The following is an 18,054-nucleotide window of genomic DNA, read 5'->3' as shown; positions in this document are numbered from 1 at the left end:
TACTCTTGGCTGTACGCCATTTTCCGGGCCGACCAAGGGGTCAGGAATACGCTCATTCCCGGGGCAAGTACTCAGTTTTGCGGAGCGGACTACTTGGATGGGCTGGCGCGGGCGCCGGAACCGCAGGGCGGCGGGTACTCAGTTGTGGTCAACGTGTTCCGAGGGCCAACCACAGCCTCCGGCGCTCCCGGCGTGATGCAGGCCCGTTACGCTGCGCGAACATTGTGCCCGTCTTGAGCAAAAACTGCGCTGGAGTTCGAGCCCTTCGCGTTTATGACTTAAACCCCCGACGGCGGTCAGCCGCCTCTGGGAGGTGGCTGACCGCCGTCGGGCATCAGTGGTGGCGTGGGTCTTTAAGGGTCAGTTGGCCTATTTGTGGGCGGCGAGGATGGTGGAGGCTTCCTGGCGGGTGGTGCCGGAGTCCTGGATGCCCTCGGCGATGTGTGCGAGGTGGGCGGGGATGTCCCGGCCTTTCTTCCGCATTGCGGTGGCCCACAAGCGTCCGGCCCGGTACGAGGAACGGACCAGCGGTCCGGACATGACACCGAGGAAGCCGATCTCCTGGGCCTCGTGCTGGAGATCCACGAACTCCTGCGGCTTGACCCACCGGTCCACCGGCAGGTGCCGCTCGGACGGGCGCAGGTACTGGGTGATCGTGATCAGGTCACACCCGGCAGCGTGCAGGTCCCGCAGCGCCTCAGAGATCTCTTCCCTGGTCTCGCCCATGCCCAGGATCAGGTTGGACTTGGTCACCATGCCCAGGTCCCGGCCCTGGGTAATGACGTCCAGGGACCTTTCGTACCGGAACGCCGGACGGATCCGCTTGAAAATCCTCGGCACGGTCTCCACATTGTGCGCGAACACCTCGGGCTTGGAATCACAGATCGCCGCGATGTGCTCAGGCTTGCCGGAGAAGTCCGGGATCAGCAGCTCCACCCCGGTCCCCGGGTTCAGCTCATGGATCTTACGGACCGTCTCGGCGTACAGCCACACACCTTCATCGGCCAGGTCATCACGGGCCACCCCGGTCACCGTGGCGTACCGCAACTGCATGGCCTGGACACTCCGGGCCACCTTGGTGGGTTCGAACATGTCCACCGGGGACGGTTTGCCGGTATCGATCTGGCAGAAATCACAGCGCCGGGTGCACTCGGACCCGCCGATCAGGAACGTCGCTTCCTTGTCTTCCCAGCACTCAAAGATGTTCGGGCAACCGGCCTCTTCACAGACCGTGTGCAGCCCTTCCTTCTTCACCAGGTTCTTAAGCTGGACAAACTCAGGACCCATCTGGACCTTGGCCTTGATCCACTCAGGCTTACGTTCAACCGGGACTTGGGCGTTGCGGGCCTCGACGCGCAGCAACCTACGGCCTTCAGGTGCGAGTGTCATGACGTTCCTTTGTCTTGATCAGTAAATTCTTGCGTTGCGGGGCCCGTTCTGCGCCCTTCGGCATCGGCATACCGCGCACAGCGGGCCTCACAACTCAGCATTCGACGACGTTGACGGCGAGGCCGCCCATCGCGGTTTCCTTGTACTTATGGGACATGTCCTTGCCCGTTTCCCGCATGGTCACAATGACCTCATCCAACGAGACCCGGTGCGTCCCATCACCCCACAACGCCATCTTCGCCGCGTTGATCGCCTTCGCCGCAGCAATCGCGTTCCGCTCGATACACGGAATCTGCACCAACCCCCCGATCGGATCACACGTCAACCCCAGGTTATGTTCCATCGCGATCTCCGCCGCGTTCTCCACCTGACCCGGCGTACCACCCATCACCTCAGCCAACCCAGCAGCAGCCATCGACGACGCCGACCCCACCTCACCCTGACACCCCACCTCAGCACCCGAAATGGACGCCTGCTCCTTATACAAAACCCCCACAGCACCGGCAGTAAGAAGGAACTTCACCACCACATCATCCCGATCCTGCTGGGAAGCCTTGTCCATCCCCGGGGCGTAATTCAACGCGTAATACAGCACCGCCGGAATGATCCCCGCAGCACCGTTGGTCGGCGCCGTCACCACACGCCCGCCCGAGGCGTTCTCCTCATTGACCGCCAACGCGATCAGGTTCACCCACTCCTGCCAGTACTTCGGATCGTTCCGGTCCTTATCCTCCTTCAGGAGCCGCTCCAACCAATCAGGAGCACGACGACGGACCCGCAACCCGCCAGGAAGCACACCCTCACGCTTCAAACTGGTTTCCACACAGGCCTCCATCACGGACCAGATATGCAGCAAACCCTCCCGGATCTCCTCCTCGGACCGGGACGCCCGCTCATTAATGAACATGATCTCGCTGATGCCCAAACCCTTCGACTGGCACCGGCCCAACAACTCCGCCGCCGTCCGGAACGGCAACGGCAACTCCTTCTTGGACGCCTCCAACTCCCGCTGCGCGGCGTTCTCCTCACCCTCACAGACAATGAACCCACCACCAACAGAAAAGAACGTCGCCTCCCGCACGATGTTTCCCTCAGCATCCGAGACAGCAAACTTCATCCCGTTCGTGTGCCGCGGCAACACCGTCAACGGATGCAACACCATATCCTCCACCGCATACGGCAACTCCACCCCCTCACCCGAGGCACCAGCCAGGTTCAACACACCCGTCTCAGCAATAGCAGCCAAGCGCGCCTCCACCTCCTCAGGCAGGATCAGCTCAGGGTGATACCCCTCCAAACCCAACAAAGTCGCCGTCATGGTCCCGTGGCCACGACCCGTTGCAGCCAAGGACCCATACAAATCCACCCGCAACGACGCCACCGAACCCAGGACCCCAGCTTCCTTCAACTCACCAGCAAACACGGCAGCAGCCCGCATCGGCCCCACAGTATGAGAACTCGACGGACCAATACCCACGGAAAACAGATCAAAGACCCCAACGGCCATGGTTTTTCCTCACTCAATAAACAAAAAATAGAACCCGCCCCGCCCCCAACAAACGGAGCGGACCCCACAAAACCCCCAACCTTTCGCCACTTCGACGCTTCGCTGCCAAACACGCCGTGCGCACGGCACATCCTGCAGCAAACCCCCGAACCGGCCCCAGATGCCCACTCCCCAACCAACCGGACGCCCAAGGAACACCCCCGGCAGCTGGATCCATTCACAAACAAGCGAACCCGCGAGTCGTGCCCCATCTGTGCAACCCGACTCTGTGCAGCCCGACTCTGTGCAGCCCGGCGGGCCCCCCTGGGCCGGCATCCGGAAGCGGGCGTCCAAGGGAGCATCGCATCCGCCCAGCGGATGCCTATGCGACCGAGCCCGCGGAGGATGTCGGCCCCAACGGGCGAAGGCGGCCGAGCCCGCCGAGGATGTCGGCCCCAACGGGCGAAGGCGACCGAGCCCGCCGAGGACTTCAGGCCCATCGGCCAACACAACCGAGCGGCTAGCTCAGGTTCTCGACTCCCGGGTACAGCGGGTGCGCCTTCGCGAGGACATCAACACGGTGCCTCAACCCGGAAAGGTCTGCGTCGGCGTCGGCGATCAATACTTCGGCGATGATGTCCGCAACCTCGCGGAAGGCCGCTTCCCCGAACCCTCGGGTAGCCAGCGCGGGCGTCCCGATCCGGAGGCCGGAGGTGACCATGGGCGGCCGGGGGTCGAAGGGGACGGCGTTGCGGTTGACGGTGATGTCGACGGCGGCGAGGCGGTCTTCGGCTTCCTGGCCGTTGAGTTCGCAGTTGCGAAGGTCTACGAGGACCAGGTGCACGTCCGTGCCGCCGGAGACCACGCTGATGCCTTTCGCGGCGACGTCGGGCTGGACCAGTCGCTCTGCCAGGATGCGCGAGCCCGCGAGGACACGTTCCTGTCGCTCACGGAACTCTTCGGAGGCGGCGATCTTGAACGCAACGGCCTTGCCCGCGATCACATGCTCCAGCGGTCCACCCTGCTGGCCCGGGAACACGGCCGAGTTGATCTTCTTGGCGATGTCGGCATCGTTGGACAGGATAATCCCGCCACGCGGACCGGCGAGGGTCTTGTGGGTGGTGGACGTGGTGACGTGCGCATGCGGAACCGGCGAGGGGTGCAGGCCCGCGGCAACCAGGCCGGCGAAGTGGGCCATGTCCACCATCAGGTAGGCACCCACGGAGTCGGCGATCCGGCGGAATTCGGCGAAGTCCAGCTGCCGCGCGTAGGCGGACCAGCCGGCCACGATCAATGCTGGTTTGTGCTCCTGCGCCAAAGATTCAACCTCAGCCATATCCACGGTGTGGGTGTCCTCGCGGACTCCGTAGGGGACCACGTTGTAGAGCTTGCCGGAGAAGTTGATGCGCATGCCGTGGGTCAGGTGGCCACCGTGGGCCAGGTTCAGGCCCATGATGGTGTCGCCCGGCTTGATCAGCGCGTGCATTACCGAAGCGTTGGCTTGGGCGCCGGAGTGCGGCTGGACGTTGGCGAATCCAGCGCCGAACAGGGTCTTGATGCGGTCAATCGCGAGTTGCTCCACCACGTCAACGTGTTCGCAACCGCCGTAGTAGCGCTTGCCCGGGTAGCCTTCGGCGTACTTGTTGGTCAGCACCGAACCCTGCGCCTGCATCACAGCCACGGCCGTGTGGTTCTCGGAGGCGATCATTTCCAGGCCATCGCGCTGGCGACCCAGTTCGTCGTCGATCTTCGCCGCGATCTCAGGATCCAGCTCTGACAGTTGGGCGTCCAACGACGCCGACACCACTTGCTGGTATTCAGTCACCGATACAGGGTTCACAGTTCTCCACCGTTCTTTGCAGCGTATTCTTCGGCCGACATGAGCGGCCCTTCCTCCGTGGCGGCCACCTTGAACAGCCAGCCCGCGCCATAGGGATCGTTGTTGATCAGGGCCGGATCGGTAACAACGGCGTCATTGATCTCGGTCACCTCCCCCGTCACGGGCGAGTAGAGGTCCGATACCGACTTGGTCGACTCCACCTCGCCACACGTCTCGCCGGCCGTCACAGTGGACCCAATCTCGGGCAGGTCCACGTACACAATGTCGCCCAGGGCGTCGGCAGCAACTGCGGAAATCCCAATCCCCACGGCCCCGTCACCATCAACGGCAACCCACTCGTGCTCAGCCGAGTATTTCAATCCAGCAACTACTTTGCTCATCCCAACTCCTTCTCTGACTAACTGAAAACTTTTCAAGATCACCCGCGGCAGGTTGCCCCATCCCCAGCGCTTAGGGGTTCAAACAGCGCCACCATCCACAACGGTTCGGGTCCGGCGACCGGCAGCATGCGTCTAAGGGAGCGTCGCGTCCGCCCAGCGGGCGCCCATGCGACCGAGCATGCAGAGGTCGGCGGTCCCGAAGACCCCGGCTACTTTTGGCGCTTGTAGAACGGCAGCGGCACGACTTCGAACGGCTCGGCTTTGCCGCGCAGGTCAACCTCGACGATCGTGCCCGGCTCGGAATGCTCGACGTCGACATACGCCAGGGCGATCGGGTAACCGAGCGTGGGGCTCGGCTGGCCGGAGGTGACTTCGCCGATCAGCGAGCCGTCTTTGAGGACCGAGTAGTGGGCGCGGGCGGCGCGGCGTCCGGCGCCTTTGAGGCCTACCAGCTTCTGGCCCAACGTTGATCCGACGCCGGCAGCCTTGATGGCAGAGAGCGCCTCCCGGCCAATGAAGTCGCTTTCCTTGGCCAGGGAAACTACCGGGCCAAGGCCTGCGGCGTAGGCGTTGACGTGGATGGAAAGTTCGTTGCCGTACAGGGGCATTCCGGCTTCGAGGCGCAGGGAGTCGCGGGCTGCGAGGCCGGCCGGGATCAGGCCGTGGCCTTCGCCTGCTTCGAGCAGCGCTTCCCACAGGCCGGCGGCGTCAACGTTGGAGATGTAGATCTCGAACCCGTCTTCGCCGGTGTATCCGGTCCGGGCGAGCAGCAGGTGCTCAGTGCCGCCGTCGAACATTACCGGCACCTCCACCGCCGCGTAGTACTTCAGTCCGGTGACCAGCGCGTGCTGTTCTGCCGGGACAAGCGTCAGCAGGATCGCTTCCGCGGCCGGCCCCTGCACAGCGATGAGCGAAGTCTCGGCGGAAGCGTCCTCCACCACGACGTCGAATGCGCTTGCCCGCTCCGACAGGGCCGCGGCCACCACTTTCGCGTTGCCCGCGTTGGGGACCACCAAGAACCTGTCCACGCCGTCTTCGGGAGAGGGCCGGCGATAGGTGATGAGGTCATCGATGATGCCGCCGTCGGCGTTGCAGATCAGCGAGTACTTGGCCTTGCCCTCGGCCACTGCGGACAACTTGCCCACCAGCGCGTAGTCCAGGAACGCAGCTGCCTCAGGGCCGGACACCCACACTTCGCCCATGTGGGAGAGGTCGAACAGGCCCGCGGACTTGCGGACTGCGTGGTGTTCAGCCAACTCCGAGGAGTATTTGAGCGGCATCTGCCAGCCGCCGAAGTCGGTGAAGGAAGCGCCGGCCTTTTTGTGCTGCTCATAAAGAGCCGTGTAATTCTCAGACATGTGGGCAGTCCTTAGTTTTCGACGTCGGCAGTGTTGTCCTCGAACGCTTCGAGGGGCGGGCAGGAGCACACCAGGTTGCGGTCACCTGCGGCGCCGTCGATCCTGCCGACCGGCGGGAAGTACTTGTCCTGCTTGAGATGGTGGACGGGGAACGCGGCCTGCTCACGCGGGTAGTCGCGGTCCCAAGCGGAACTCACGACGGCGGCAGCCGTGTGCGGTGCGTTGCGCAGCGGCGACTTCTCAACAGTGAAATCACCGCCGGCTACCTGCTCGATCTCGGCACGGATGGTGATCATGGCTTCGATGAAGCGGTCGATCTCGGCGAGGTCCTCGGATTCCGTGGGCTCCACCATCAAAGTGCCGGCAACCGGGAACGCCAACGTAGGTGCGTGGAAGCCGAAGTCGATCAGGCGCTTTGCCACGTCCTCAGCGGTGACGCCTGTCCTGGCCGTCAGTTCGCGGAGGTCCAGGATGCATTCGTGCGCCACGAGGCCACCTTCGCCCGTGTACAAAACCGGGAAGTGCTCATCCAGCCGGGAAGCAACGTAGTTGGCTGCCAAAAGAGCCGACTTGGTTGCTTCCGTCAGCCCCTGACCACCCATGAGCTTCACGTACGCCCAGGAAATCGGCAGCACGCCGGCAGAACCGTAGCGCGAAGCGGAAATGGCCACGCCGTGCCCGTCTTCATGTGCCGCTTTATTCGCGTCCCCCGGCATGAACGGCGCCAAGTGGGCTTTCGCCGCCACAGGACCAACGCCCGGACCGCCGCCACCGTGGGGGATGCAGAAGGTTTTGTGCAGATTCAGGTGGGACACGTCCCCGCCGAACTTGCCCGGCTGGGCCAACCCAACCAGTGCATTCAGGTTGGCTCCGTCAACATACACCTGGCCGCCGGCTGCGTGGATGGCATCGCAAACTTCCCGGACGTCGGCGTCGTACACACCGTGCGTGGACGGGTAGGTGATCATGATGCAGGACAGGACGTCCTTATTGGCCTCGATCTTGGCGGTCAGGTCGGCGTGATCGATGGTGCCGTCCGCAGCCGTGGCCACCACAACAACTTTCATCCCGGCCAGCACAGCGGACGCCGCGTTGGTGCCGTGGGCTGAGGCAGGAATGAGGCAGACGTTACGCTGCTCATCGCCGCGGGACAGGTGGTAGCCACGGATGGCCAACAGGCCCGCGAGCTCTCCCTGAGACCCGGCATTGGGCTGGATGGAGACCTGATCGTAGCCGGTGATCTCCGTGAGGTCAGCTTCCAGGTCCTCGATCAGCTCGCGCCAGCCCGCTGTCTGGTGGTCCGGAGCGAACGGGTGGATCGAGGCGAACTCGGGCCAGGAAATGGCTTCCATCTCGGCGGTGGCGTTCAGCTTCATGGTGCACGAACCCAGCGGAATCATGGTGCGGTCCAGTGCGAGGTCCCGATCAGACAGCTTGCGGATATAGCGCAACAGCTGCGTCTCGGAACGGTGCGTGTTGAACACCGGGTGCTGCAGGAAATCGGAGGTGCGGACTACCCCGGAGGGCAGTTCGAACCCGGCCGCGTCCCCCACCGGGCCGGCGCCAAAGGCGACGGCAACCGCGGAGAGGACCTCCGGCGTCGTGGTTTCATCAACGGAAACGCCCACAGTGTCCGCGTCGATGAGACGCAGGTTGATGCCGCGGGCTTCGGCAGCGGCGATGACTTTGTCTGCCTTGCCGGGAACACGGACGGTGAGGGTGTCGAAGAAGGCATCGGAGACGAGTTCGCGGCCTGCCTTCTGCAGTGCGGTTGCGAGCGTGCGGGCATGGCCGTGGACGGTCTCGGCGATCGCCTTCAGGCCCTCGGGGCCGTGGTAAACCGCGTACATCGAAGCCACAATCGCCAGCAGTGCCTGCGCCGTGCAGATGTTGGAGGTGGCCTTCTCGCGGCGAATGTGTTGCTCGCGGGTCTGCAGCGCCAAGCGGTAAGCAGGGACGCCGGCGTTGTCTTTGGAAACACCAACGATGCGGCCGGGAAGGGTGCGCTCCATGCCTTCGCGGACGGCCATGTAGGCCGCATGCGGGCCACCGAAGAACAGCGGGACGCCGAAGCGCTGCGCAGTCCCGACGGCGATGTCCGCACCTTGTTCGCCCGGGGGCGTGATGAGGGTGAGCGCCAGCAAATCCGCGGCAACCGTGACCAGTGCGCCGCGTTCCTTCGCTTCAGCAATGACACTGGAGTGGTCGAACACGCGACCCGACACACCTGGCTGCTGCAGGACGATGCCGTTGATGTCGCCGTCGGGAAGGCCGTCGCTGAGGTCGGCAATTTCCACCTCGAAGCCGAGGGCCTCGGCGCGGCCCTTGACGATCGCGATGGTCTGCGGGAGGAGGTCCGCGTCCAGGACAGTCTTGCCGTCCTTGACCGTCTTGTTCTTGTTTGCGCGGCGCATCAGCAGCACTGCCTCGGCCACGGCGGTCGCTTCATCCAGCAACGACGCGTTGGCAACCGGCAGCCCCGTGAGATCCTGCACCATGGTCTGGAAGTTCAGCAGCGCCTCAAGACGGCCCTGCGAAATTTCGGGCTGGTACGGCGTGTAGGCCGTGTACCAGGCGGGAGCTTCGAGGATGTTGCGGCGGATCACCGGTGGCGTCACGGTGTCGTAGTAGCCCTGGCCGATCATCTGGACGGCGGTCTTGTTCTTGGATGCGAGCTTTCGGAGCTCGCTGAGGACCTGCACCTCAGTGAGGGCGTCCTGCAACTTCAGGGCCGTTTCCTGGCGGATGGAATCGGGGACCGCGACATCTACCAAGCCGTCGACAGAGTCGTAGCCGATGGCCTTGAGCATGGTGTCAACGTCGGCTTGACGGCGGGCGCCGATGTGCCGGTCCGCGAAGGCGGTGGGGGTTGATTGAACAGTCAAGAGGAACTCCATGATTCAGGCGCCCAGTGAGCGCCACGATGATGTGGGGTTCCTCCCCGCTCTGTATTGGACCTGAGAGATTCCGCAGACTGTGTTTCCACATGCCGTCTGCTTGCACCGTCGGTGAGCCCGGTTACCCGGACTGCTTTCCAGAGTTGCCTAACCGCGGCGGTACATGGGCCTGAGAGATTCCTGGGGAGGATTTGCTCCTACGGCGCCTGACTGGATGTACCGGCAGGACTCTCCCGCCGCAGATCAAAAGCGTTGCGTCACTTTCGTGACACGCTTCACACCATAGCCGCTTCCCGCGAAAAAGCGCAAGCAAGGTGCAGCTACTCCCGCCAACCCTCTTCCACATCCCGGCCCCTTCCCGCCAACCCTCTTCCACATCCCGGCCCCTTCCCGCCAACCCTCTTCCACATCCCGGGTACACCAGCTGGAAACCACCGAGTGGTAGTTTGATCTCTGCTGGAGGCAGACATTGCACCTATTCGGAGGACCATCCATGTTCAAGGGTTTCAAGGACTTCATACTTCGCGGCAACGTGATCGAGCTGGCTATCGCCGTAGTTATCGGCAGTGCGTTCACCGCACTCGTCGGAGCTTTCACCAACCACATCATCAATCCCGTGATCGCAGCCGCCGGCGGCATGAATGCCGAGGGCCTGGGCTTCAAAATCTGGGAGAACAACCCGGCAACGTTCGTCGATTTCGGCGCCGTACTGACCGCACTGGTGACGTTCGTGATCACCGCTGCCGTGGTGTACTTCATCTTCGTGGCGCCCATGAACAAGATCAATTCCCTGGTCAAGGACCGCCTCTCCACTGAGGAACCCGAGGAAGAGCCGCTGCCTGCGGACACCGCCCTTCTTGCCGAAATCCGCGATCTCCTCAAGGATGCCGCTGCCGCGCGCAACGCAAGCCAGGCCTCGGACCCGGACTTCGATTCCGACCGCACCCGCTAAGCGCAGCATCCGTGCTGCTTGGCCGGAGCCCGGCGTTCTCCCACGAGGACGCCGGGTTCTTGCGTTATGGCGCATCCGCAGAAACCTGCCCGCCCCCGGAACGTGACGCTCAGGCAATCGGCCCGAAACAGTGGCAGGGCAGCATGAAATCATGAAGCGCAACCCGAGCACTCCCGTCACCGCGGATCTCCTTTGTGATGCCTGCGGTCAGCTGCCCGAACCGCCCAAGGCCCGGCTCACTCTTGCGAACATTGCAGTGATGCTTCCCATTGAACTGCTGGTTCATGCTGCCGTGGTGGGAACCCAGCTGCCGTATGTGGCCAAGGTTCTGCTCCTCGCGGTCACCGCCACCGTGCTGGTCATCTGGGTGGCCGAGCCTTCGGCCTCCAAGGTTCTCCGGCGATGGTTGCACGCGCCGGCCCTCCGCCACCGACGCACTTTGAACATGGCACCTTCTTTGTGGCGCGCGCGGACCGTACTGCCTGATCAGCCGGGGTCGCTGCAAAAAGTCACCCACGCCCTGGCCAAGCTGAACAGCAACATCCTCAGCCTTCACATCCACCCCATCACTGGGACTGGCCATGCCGCCACTGACCCCGGCGGAACGGTGATGGATGAATTTGTCCTTTCTGCCCCCGGTGAAGTCACCGAGCTGGATCTTTTGAAGGCACTGCACGACGGCGGCGGGCTTGAGTCGCACGTTTGGCCCACCACCGCGTTGGCCATGGCCGACGGTCAAACCAAAGCACTGAGCCTCGCCACCCGTGTGGCCGTAAACCCGCAGGAACTTCCACTCGCCGTGGCCGAACTTCTTTCCGCCAAAGTAGACCCCATGGACCCCGAGCGGTCCGCACCCCAGGCGGCTACCGGCGTCGGGCCCTCAACTGACATCCTCAAGATCCCAACGGCCTGGCACGGTCCGTTGGTCTTTTCGCGGCCGGGCGAGCCGTTCTCGCCCGCAGAGTCCGCGCGTGCACACAGGCTGGCTGAGCTCGCGGAGATTTTGGCGCACACTCCGGCTGCTCAGTCTTCTTCGAATTTCTTGAGCAGCGTGAAGTCAGCCTAGGATTGCGCCGTTCGGCCCGGAAAAGCGTTCAGTCCAGCATCCGTATCCGGAGACCGGTTCCGCGTTCTTTCTCCACCAGGCGCCGCTCTATGGGCCCGCTTTGGGCAAGCCAGAGCACCCTGCCGTCGTAGGTCACGGACTCCACGCAGCCCTGGTCCACAACCTCGTTGTACCGCCACACCTGGACCGTTTGGCCCACGAGGATCCGCCAATTGGTCACAGCCCGGCCTTCTGCTTCGGCGAAGCGCGGCCCGGGTGTCGGCTTCTTCTTACTGTCCTGCACGTCATTACTCCTAGCCGTTACAAGCTTCCTGTAAAGACTTGTGCCGCCACGGCTCAGTACATGACGCGATTCGGGGGACTTTCGCTAGAGTCCCTTCACTGCGCCCAGGACCTTGGTCAGGGAATCCTTGGCATCTCCGAACAGCAGGGTGGTTTGCGGTTCGTAAAGGAGTTCGTTTTCAATACCGGCAAACCCGGGGCGCATGGAGCGTTTGAGGAACACCACCTGCCGGGCGTCGGCCACTTCAAGGATGGGCATTCCGTAGATGGGCGAGCCAGGGGTGGTCTTCGCGGCAGGGTTGACGACGTCGTTGGCGCCCACCACCAAGGCAACATCGGCAGTCTTGAACTCGGAGTTGATCTCGCCCATTTCCTTAAGCGACTCGTAGGGCACGTTGGCTTCAGCCAGCAGGACATTCATATGCCCCGGCATTCTTCCTGCCACCGGATGGATGGCGAAGTCGACTTCGATCCCCCGCGCTTCCAGGGCTGAGGCGAGCTCGGCTGCGGTGTGCTGCCCTTGGGCGACCGCCAGGCCGTATCCCGGCACAATAATGACCCGCTGCGCATAACCGAGCAGCACTGCCACGTCTTCTGCACTGGAGGATCGAACCGGCCGTTCGCTCACGGCTGTGGACCCGGCCGTGGAGCCGCCCTTGAAGGCACCGAACATGATGCCGGCAACGCTTCGCCCCATCGCCGCGGCCATGGCCCGGGTCAGGATGGTGCCCGACGCCCCAACCAGCGTGCCGGCCACAAGAAGGAGTACATTGCCCAGCACCAGCCCCGATGCCGCGACTGCCAAGCCGGTGAAGGCATTCAGGAGGGAGATGACAATCGGAACATCGGCACCGCCTACGGGCAGCACCAACAGGATTCCGGCAACCAGACCCAAAACCAACAGGACCAACGCCAGCACGAGCGAGCCATTCAGGATCACCACAACCCCGGCTCCCACGGCAGCCAACAGCACCACGGCCATCAGGACGGGCAGGCCGGGGAAGGTCACAGGCCTGGTGGTCATAAGCCCCTGAAGCTTGGCAAAAGTGACCCCGGAACCGGCGAATGACACGGCACCCACCAGCAGCGTGAAAACGATGGCCAGTCGAACCCAGGGCTCATCTGTGTGGGAAAGTTCCAGCAACGCCACGAGTGCCGCAGCCCCACCACCTACACCGTTGAAGAGTGCCACGAGCTGGGGCATCTGCGTCATCTGCACCCTGCGGGCCACGGGCGCTGCCACGCCGGAACCGACGGCGATGGCTCCCAGTATCCAGGGGATGTTGTCCAGCTTGACGGAGAGGAACACCGTGACCACGGCCACCAGGGCGCCGAGGGCTCCAATCAGGTTCCCGCGCCGCGCGGTACGTGGTGAATTGAGGCCCTTGAGGGCGAGGATGAAGCACGCGGCTGCGGCCAGGTAAAGGAGTGCAGTCCAAGTGGGGTTGAGCAGGGTCACGGACGGCGCTCCTTAGCCGCGGCGTCCCGCGGGGTGCCACCTCCGGAACCAGGGCTGCCAGCGCTGCCGGGACTGCCCGCGCTGCCGGGGCTGCCAGTGCTTCCGGGGCTGCCCGCACCAACGTTCGACGGCGGCCGCTGCCTTCCGCGGAACATCTCCAGCATGCGGTCGGTCACCACAAACCCGCCCACGAGGTTGGCCGTGGCAAGGACTACAGCCAAAAGGGCGACCGCCAGAACCCACGGATCTGCGGCCTGCCCGGCAACGATGATGGCGCCCACCAGGATGATGCCGTGGATCGCGTTGGCCCCGGACATGAGGGGCGTGTGCAGGGTGCTGGAGACTTTGGAAACAACCTCGAAGCCCACAAACACTGCCAGCACAGTGATCGTCAACAGGCTCATGCCATCCATCAGCGCACTCCTTCAGTTCCGGGGCGGGTAGAGCCAAAGGGTGCTGTCTCGCCTGCGAGCGCCGTGAGTGCCTCCGCGGTGGGTGGGTGCCGGACTTCGCCGAGGTGCGTGAGGCAAGTACCCGCCACTACTTCGTCATCGAAGTCCGGGCTGACCACGCCGTCGCGGGTCATCAGGGCCAGCAGGTTGGCCACGTTCTTGGCGTAGAGGCGGGAGGCGTCTGCGGGCATCGCGGAGGCAGCGTCCTTGATCCCCACCAGTGTGACAACGCCTTGGCCGTCGGCCGTGGGGACGGGAATGTCCTGCCCCGGGATGCTTCCCTCAACGTTGCCGCCGGATTCGGCAGCCAGGTCCACCACCACGGAGCCCGGTTTCATGCCCTGCACCATGTCCCGGCTAACCAGCAGGGGTGCGCGCCTGCCGGGAACCGCGGCCGTTGTAATCAACACGTCCGACTGGGCAACGTGCGGTGTCAGGAGTGCCCGTTGCAAGGCGCCGCGGTCTGCACTGAGTTCCCGGGCGTATCCACCGGAGGCCTCAGCGTTTTCGAGGTCCAGTTTGATGAACGTCCCGCCCATGGACGCTACTTCGTCTGCCGAGGCGGGTCGAATGTCGTTAGCGGAGACCCGGGCGCCGAGCCGTTTCGCAGTTCCAATTGCCTGCAAGCCGGCAACACCTGCGCCCAGCACCAGCACCCGGGCTGGTGGGATGGTCCCCGCCGCGGTCATATACAGCGGGAAGAACCGGGGCAGGCGCATGGCCGCCTCAAGGACGCACCGATACCCCGCCACCAAGGCTTGGGACGTCAGGGCGTCCATGGATTGGGCGCGGGATATCCGGGGAACCAGTTCGAGGGCAAAGGACGTGATCCCGCCGGCGGCGAGCGCGCGCACGGTGGGCAATTCCGAGGACGGTGATCCCAAACCCACGGTGACCGACCCCCGGCGGAGGGCTCCCGCCGTCGACGGTGTCATGGGACGGACGTGGCAGTAAACATCCAGGGCCCCCAGATCCAGGGACTGCACCACGGAGGCGCCTGCTCGGCCGTACTCATCGTCACTGTGTCCGGCGGCTAATCCGGCCCCGGATTCGATTTCCACTTCAAGGCCCAGGCCCGCCAATTGCTTGACCGTTTCCGGCGTGGCGGCCACACGTCGCTCGCCGTCGAGCGCCTCGCGCGCAATGCCTGCTTTCACCCGCCACCCCTCTTCCCGAACTCTCCCGGACTCTCCTCTGAACCAGTTGGCATGAGTCTATGACTGCAAGGGTCTGCGCGGGAGTAGGGGGCTGCGCTATGTGCACAACTCCACTAGGGTCGGTGGAAGCTGGAAGCAACCAGCCACCACACCGTCGACGAGCCGGTTCCGGCCGCGCCGTCGGAAAGGAACGCCACTATGGACACCTTCAAAATCGGTTACTTCGTGGGTAGCCTGGCAAGCAATTCCATCAATCGGGTCCTCTCCAAGGCCCTCATCAGCGTTGCGCCCCCGGAGCTCGAGTTCCACGAGATCGCCATCAAGGACCTTCCGCTCTACAGCTCCGATTACGACGCCGACTTCCCGGCGGCGGGCCGCGAACTGAAGGATGCGATCGCGGCATCGGACGGCATCCTCTTCATCTCCCCGGAATACAACCGTTCCATCCCGGGCGCCTTGAAGAATGCCATCGACTGGGGTTCCCGCCCCTGGGGCACCAACTCGTTCGCCCGGAAACCCACCGGAATCATCGGCGCATCGCCGGGCGGCATCGGGACCGCCGTGATGCAGTCGTCCATGCGCAGCGTGTTGAGCTTCCTGGACGCGCCGCAGCTGAACGCACCTGAGGCTTATATCCGCTTCGTCGCAGACGCGTACGACGACGACGGTTCAGTTAAGGATGAAGGAACCGCTTCCTTGTTGCGGCATTACATGGAGGAATACAGCGCGTTCGTGCAGCGTGTCCTCGCCGCCAATGCGCCCGGCCACATCGGGGACCAGGAGCCGGATTCCGCCAAGCTCACCCGTTAGTGCCGGCGGGGTGCCGCTCCTGTTTTAGGGCGGCACCCACGAAAAACACCCACCTCCGCAGCTTAGTCAGTATCCTTACTAGTATGAGGATTCGTGACCACGCCCTAAACCCTTGGAGGTAACGATGTTTCGAAGACTAGCCACCACCGCCGCGGCGTTGGCCCTTTGCGCAGGGTCCATGCTGTCCACCACGGTTGCTGCCAACGCCGCCCACGCCGGCACGGCGCAAATGAGCACGGCGCAAATGAACACGGCGCAAATGAGTGCGGCCCAAGGCAATGTAGCCGCTACGACGCCGACGCCCACCCCGGATTCCACCAATCCGTCCGGGCCCTCAACACAAACGCCAACCAACCCGGCGCCTTCGTCCGGCGCGCCCAGCACGCCGAACCCCGCAGGCAGCGGGCCCGCCAACCCAGGGACGGGAGAGTCCGATCCCCAGGAGCAGACCCGTACAGACGCCACGCCGTGGGTGCTGGCTGCCGTGGCGGCCGTCATCATCATCGCCTTGATCATCTGGACCGCCCGCAACCGGCGCGGACGGGACAAGGGCATCAGCGATACACCCCGCTGATCGTCCGGCCCGGGATCAGCGGATCAGCCGGATCAGCCGGATCAGCGGATCAGGAATGCAGCCGAACCAGACATATGATCAGGCCAGGCATGCGGGTAAGCCAGGCATGCGGGTAAGCCAGGCATGCGCGTAAGCCAAGCATGCCGGCAGGCCAAGCAACCAGCCAGGCCTAAAGCGTTCCCGCTGCGAGCCGGCCAATGACGCTGGATTCCAGGTGCTCCAGCAGGTGCCGCGGATTGTCGTAGACCTCCGCGGCACCTGCGTCACGCAATTCCGCCTCACTGATTCCGCCGCAGGTCAGGGCGATCACGGGCATGCCGATTGCCGCTCCAGCCTTCACGTCCCATACTGCGTCGCCCACAAAGACCGCGTCCTCCGGGCTGACGTCAAGTTTCTCCAGGCAGGCTATGAGGATGTCCGGCGCGGGCTTACTTTCCTTGGCATCGTTTGAGCTGGTCCAGGCATCGATCGATGATCCGGCGTCGAGGATGTGCCGGCTGACCTCAAGGTCGCGCTGTTGTGCTGACGACGCCAAGCCGACGGCGAGTCCGGCGTCGGAGCATGCCGAGAGAAGGTCCCGGACAGAGTCGAACGACCGAAGCGTCGGCCAGAACGTCGCAAAAACCGCGCTGTGGGCGTTCTTCAGGTCTTCCTGCAGGTCCTCGGAGCACTCGGGCAGGAGGCTTTGGATCAGCCTGTCGCCTCCCATGCCCACGCGCCGGTGGATGGCTGACATCTCGATGTCCAAGCCTTCGCGACGAAAGGCCTGCCACCACGCCATGGCATGGAAATAGCTGGAGTCAATCAGCGTCCCGTCCACGTCAAAGAGGACTCCACGCCGCTTTGATGCCTTTGAATCAGCTCCCACAGGTGTCCGCCTTCGGCCCGGCCCCTGCGCTCACGCCCATCGGAGCCGGTTCATGATCGGACGCCTCCTGCATGAGTACTTCATACCGCTCCGTGGACCCCGTTCGCAGCAGCCCGGTGCCCGCTACTTCCCTCATGGCGGCGACACCCTCAACGGCATCGTCCAGCGAAGAAAAGCGCTTCGAAAGACCCATCAGCGCGTCTCCGCCGTCCAACACCAGGATGCGAAATCCTCCATCAGGGGTCTCCACCAGTTCCAAATGACCGGCCATACCGACCTCCTCGTCTCAACAACTTCCCCACTAGTAAGACTCCTTAGTATACGGCCGATCGACATATTTTGTAACGCGGGAATGAGGCGTGTGCAACTTCTTGTTGTCCACTGCATGACAACAATTGGAATCATCGGTGCAGGACACATTGGCAGCCAGGTCGCCCGCAAAGCGGTTGAACTTGGCTACGACGTAGTCATCAGCAACTCCCGCGGGCCGGAAACCCTCGGCGAACTGGTGGCCGAACTGGGGCCACGCGCTCGGGCCGCGACAGCAGCCGAAGCAGCAGCGGCGGGTGATTTCGCCGTCGTGACCGTTCCCCTCAAGAACTATCAAGACATCCCGACTGAGCCGCTCGAGGGCAAGATCGTCATCGACACCAACAACTATTACTGGGAGCGCGACGGCCGCATTCCGGAGCTGGACAACGGCGAGGCCACCACCTCCGGCCTGCTCCAGAAGCACCTCCCCACCTCCAAGGTAGCCAAGGGCTTCAACCACATCCTCGCCCAGGACATCACCACCGACGGCGCCCCGGCCGGCACGCCCAACCGCCGCGCCCTCGCCACCTCCAGCGACTTCCCGGAAGCCGCCGGGCTCGTCACCAAGCTCTACGACGAATTCGGCTTCGACACCGTCAACGTCGGCCCGCTGGAAGACAGCTGGCGCGTTGAGCGCGACCGCCCCGCGTACGTCATCCGGCAGACCGCCGTCGAACTTCAGGACAACCTCGCCAAGGCGACCCGCACGGTCTAACCCTTGGAGCACGACGGCGGGCGGGCGGCTCACGCCCGCCCGCCGGTTGATGTGGGC

General features: G+C 63.9%; 17 protein-coding genes and 1 riboswitch. Of the genes, 5 read left to right on the top strand and 12 right to left on the bottom strand.

Annotated features, from left to right (window positions below):
* Positions 1–369: 369 nt before the first annotated feature.
* From lipA to gcvP, 6 genes are all read right to left on the bottom strand, one after another.
* Complete coding sequence (gene lipA / locus M1D51_RS00860; protein ID WP_458108160.1) at positions 370–1,389, bottom strand: lipoyl synthase; 1,020 nt, start codon at positions 1,387–1,389, stop codon at positions 370–372.
* Between the two features lie 94 nt (positions 1,390–1,483).
* The gene (locus tag M1D51_RS00855) at positions 1,484–2,896 is read right to left on the bottom strand and encodes an L-serine ammonia-lyase (protein ID WP_458108159.1); all 1,413 of its coding nucleotides are present in this window, start codon (positions 2,894–2,896) and stop codon (positions 1,484–1,486) included.
* A 499-nt stretch (positions 2,897–3,395) separates the two neighbouring features.
* On the bottom strand, positions 3,396–4,715 hold the full coding sequence (gene glyA / locus M1D51_RS00850; protein ID WP_458108158.1) for a serine hydroxymethyltransferase: 1,320 nt from the start codon (positions 4,713–4,715) through the stop codon (positions 3,396–3,398).
* A complete protein-coding gene (gcvH, locus tag M1D51_RS00845) occupies positions 4,712–5,095 on the bottom strand; it encodes a glycine cleavage system protein GcvH (RefSeq protein WP_458108157.1) in 384 nt (127 codons plus the stop codon). The genes glyA and gcvH overlap by 4 nt, the downstream gene beginning before the upstream one ends.
* A 209-nt stretch (positions 5,096–5,304) precedes the next feature.
* A complete protein-coding gene (gcvT, locus tag M1D51_RS00840; protein WP_458108156.1) occupies positions 5,305–6,453 on the bottom strand; it encodes a glycine cleavage system aminomethyltransferase GcvT in 1,149 nt (382 codons plus the stop codon).
* A gap of 11 nt (positions 6,454–6,464) precedes the next feature.
* Positions 6,465–9,338: an aminomethyl-transferring glycine dehydrogenase gene (gene gcvP / locus M1D51_RS00835; protein ID WP_458108155.1), complete on the bottom strand. Its 2,874-nt coding sequence runs from the start codon at positions 9,336–9,338 to the stop codon at positions 6,465–6,467.
* Positions 9,339–9,497: 159 nt separating this feature from the next.
* Positions 9,498–9,596, bottom strand: a riboswitch (glycine riboswitch).
* Positions 9,597–9,843: 247 nt separating this feature from the next.
* Here gcvP and mscL point away from each other — a divergent pair.
* Complete coding sequence (gene mscL / locus M1D51_RS00830; protein WP_172325968.1) at positions 9,844–10,302, top strand: large conductance mechanosensitive channel protein MscL; 459 nt, start codon at positions 9,844–9,846, stop codon at positions 10,300–10,302.
* A gap of 151 nt (positions 10,303–10,453) precedes the next feature.
* On the top strand, positions 10,454–11,368 hold the full coding sequence (locus M1D51_RS00825) for an amino acid-binding protein (RefSeq protein ID WP_458108154.1): 915 nt from the start codon (positions 10,454–10,456) through the stop codon (positions 11,366–11,368).
* 28 nt (positions 11,369–11,396) lie between these two features.
* Here the strand turns inward: M1D51_RS00825 and M1D51_RS00820 are convergent, their stop codons facing one another.
* From M1D51_RS00820 to M1D51_RS00805, 4 genes are all read right to left on the bottom strand, one after another.
* Positions 11,397–11,651 carry a hypothetical protein gene (locus tag M1D51_RS00820; RefSeq protein ID WP_172325358.1) on the bottom strand — a complete coding sequence of 85 codons (255 nt, stop codon included), beginning with the start codon at positions 11,649–11,651 and terminating at the stop codon, positions 11,397–11,399.
* A gap of 84 nt (positions 11,652–11,735) precedes the next feature.
* The gene (locus M1D51_RS00815; RefSeq protein ID WP_458108153.1) at positions 11,736–13,109 is read right to left on the bottom strand and encodes an NAD(P)(+) transhydrogenase (Re/Si-specific) subunit beta; all 1,374 of its coding nucleotides are present in this window, start codon (positions 13,107–13,109) and stop codon (positions 11,736–11,738) included.
* Positions 13,106–13,522, bottom strand: coding sequence for an NAD(P) transhydrogenase subunit alpha (locus M1D51_RS00810; protein WP_458108152.1), 417 nt, complete (start codon positions 13,520–13,522; stop codon positions 13,106–13,108). The genes M1D51_RS00815 and M1D51_RS00810 overlap by 4 nt, the downstream gene beginning before the upstream one ends.
* Positions 13,522–14,718 carry a Re/Si-specific NAD(P)(+) transhydrogenase subunit alpha gene (locus tag M1D51_RS00805; protein WP_458108151.1) on the bottom strand — a complete coding sequence of 399 codons (1,197 nt, stop codon included), beginning with the start codon at positions 14,716–14,718 and terminating at the stop codon, positions 13,522–13,524. Before M1D51_RS00805 ends, M1D51_RS00810 begins: the two co-directional genes overlap by 1 nt.
* A gap of 198 nt (positions 14,719–14,916) precedes the next feature.
* On the opposite strand from M1D51_RS00805, the gene M1D51_RS00800 reads away from it, so the two are divergent.
* Together M1D51_RS00800 and M1D51_RS00795 are read left to right on the top strand one after the other, a co-directional pair.
* The gene (locus tag M1D51_RS00800; RefSeq protein ID WP_458108150.1) at positions 14,917–15,528 is read left to right on the top strand and encodes an NADPH-dependent FMN reductase; all 612 of its coding nucleotides are present in this window, start codon (positions 14,917–14,919) and stop codon (positions 15,526–15,528) included.
* A 124-nt stretch (positions 15,529–15,652) separates the two neighbouring features.
* A complete protein-coding gene (locus tag M1D51_RS00795) occupies positions 15,653–16,102 on the top strand; it encodes a hypothetical protein (protein WP_458108149.1) in 450 nt (149 codons plus the stop codon).
* 169 nt (positions 16,103–16,271) lie between these two features.
* Here M1D51_RS00795 and M1D51_RS00790 read toward each other — a convergent pair whose 3' ends face one another.
* Positions 16,272–16,970, bottom strand: a complete 699-nt coding sequence (locus M1D51_RS00790; protein ID WP_458108148.1) for an HAD family hydrolase — start codon at positions 16,968–16,970, stop codon at positions 16,272–16,274.
* Positions 16,960–17,241, bottom strand: coding sequence for a hypothetical protein (locus M1D51_RS00785; RefSeq protein ID WP_253951649.1), 282 nt, complete (start codon positions 17,239–17,241; stop codon positions 16,960–16,962). Before M1D51_RS00785 ends, M1D51_RS00790 begins: the two co-directional genes overlap by 11 nt.
* Positions 17,242–17,355: 114 nt before the next feature.
* Between M1D51_RS00785 and M1D51_RS00780 the strand changes: the two genes are divergently transcribed.
* Complete coding sequence (locus M1D51_RS00780) at positions 17,356–17,997, top strand: NADPH-dependent F420 reductase (RefSeq protein ID WP_458108147.1); 642 nt, start codon at positions 17,356–17,358, stop codon at positions 17,995–17,997.
* Positions 17,998–18,054: the final 57 nt, after the last annotated feature.

The sequence above is a fragment of the Arthrobacter sp. R3-55 genome (assembly GCF_054161505.1).
This window is presented reverse-complemented; position numbering and strand designations above follow the sequence as displayed.

Coding starts and splice junctions, on each gene's coding strand:
- lipA (WP_458108160.1), bottom strand. CDS start 1,389: ATGACACTCGCACCTGAAGGCCGTAGGTTGCTGCGCGTCGAGGCCCGC.
- M1D51_RS00855 (WP_458108159.1), bottom strand. CDS start 2,896: ATGGCCGTTGGGGTCTTTGATCTGTTTTCCGTGGGTATTGGTCCGTCG.
- gcvH (WP_458108157.1), bottom strand. CDS start 5,095: ATGAGCAAAGTAGTTGCTGGATTGAAATACTCGGCTGAGCACGAGTGG.
- gcvT (WP_458108156.1), bottom strand. CDS start 6,453: ATGTCTGAGAATTACACGGCTCTTTATGAGCAGCACAAAAAGGCCGGC.
- mscL (WP_172325968.1), top strand. CDS start 9,844: ATGTTCAAGGGTTTCAAGGACTTCATACTTCGCGGCAACGTGATCGAG.
- M1D51_RS00825 (WP_458108154.1), top strand. CDS start 10,454: ATGAAGCGCAACCCGAGCACTCCCGTCACCGCGGATCTCCTTTGTGAT.
- M1D51_RS00810 (WP_458108152.1), bottom strand. CDS start 13,522: ATGGATGGCATGAGCCTGTTGACGATCACTGTGCTGGCAGTGTTTGTG.
- M1D51_RS00800 (WP_458108150.1), top strand. CDS start 14,917: ATGGACACCTTCAAAATCGGTTACTTCGTGGGTAGCCTGGCAAGCAAT.
- M1D51_RS00795 (WP_458108149.1), top strand. CDS start 15,653: ATGTTTCGAAGACTAGCCACCACCGCCGCGGCGTTGGCCCTTTGCGCA.
- M1D51_RS00785 (WP_253951649.1), bottom strand. CDS start 17,241: ATGGCCGGTCATTTGGAACTGGTGGAGACCCCTGATGGAGGATTTCGC.
- M1D51_RS00780 (WP_458108147.1), top strand. CDS start 17,356: ATGACAACAATTGGAATCATCGGTGCAGGACACATTGGCAGCCAGGTC.